We start from the raw sequence: 880 nt of genomic DNA, 5'->3' as shown, positions 1-880 counted from the left end.
GGCAGGTCGACGGCGTCGTCGGCCAGCACGTCGAGGATCAGGCGCGCCGCGTCCGGCCAGGAGGGCGGGCGGTAATTGCGCGCGATGTCGGCCTCGAGCCCGGCGCGGCGCGAGGGATTGCGCACGAGGCCGCTGATCGCGCGGCGGGCGTCGCCGAGGTCGTTGGGATCGAAATAGATGCAGAAGCGCCCGCCCGCCTCGGGGATCGCGGCGGTGTTGGAGGCGACGACCGGCTTGCCGAAGCCGAGACTCTCGGTGACCGGCAGGCCCCAGCCCTCGTAGAAGGAGGGATAGATCGTGAATAGGCAGTCGCGGTAGAGGATCGCCAGCTCGGCGTCGGTCGGGCTTTCGATCAGGCGCAGCTTGCCGCCGAGCCAGCCGGCATTCTCGCACTGGGTGATGAAATCCTGCGACATCCAGCCGATGCGGCCGGCGAGGATGAGGTCGGGCACGAGGTCCGGCTTTTCCTGCATGATCATCTCGCGCCAGAGGCGCAGCATGCCGGCATGGTTCTTCCGCGGCTCGATGGTGGAGACGAACAGCACGTAGGGGCGCGGGTGCAGGGGCGCCGCGTCGGGATCGGCCTTGCGGGGGAAATGCGCGCCGACCGGCACGGGAATCGCCTCCGGGATCGGCAGGCCGGCGCGTTTCGCATGATCGCGCAGGGCCCGGCGCGTGGCGTGGGAGATGGTGAACAGGCGGTCGGCCTGGGGCAGCACCGTCTCCATCCAGGTGCGGAAGCCGGTGGTGGTGGAGCGGGCCGACCATTCGGGGAACAGGGCGGGAACCAGGTCGTAGACGAAGGGGGCGAAGCGCACGCCGTCGCGGCGGGCGGCGTCGATCCGGGCGGCATAGTCGGGGAACGGCCAGGTGGCGCCGA

Annotated in this window: 1 protein-coding gene; it reads right to left on the bottom strand. The window is 70.7% G+C overall.

Annotated elements, in window-relative coordinates:
• Positions 1-880: glycosyltransferase family 1 protein (locus APM_RS12215; protein ID WP_007423688.1), on the bottom strand; the 880-nt coding region annotated here is incomplete at both ends.

Source organism: Acidiphilium sp. PM (assembly GCF_000219295.1).
GTDB lineage: Bacteria > Pseudomonadota > Alphaproteobacteria > Acetobacterales > Acetobacteraceae > Acidiphilium > Acidiphilium multivorum.
The sequence above is the reverse complement of the archived record's forward strand: the minus strand, read 5'-3'. Positions and strand labels throughout refer to the sequence as shown.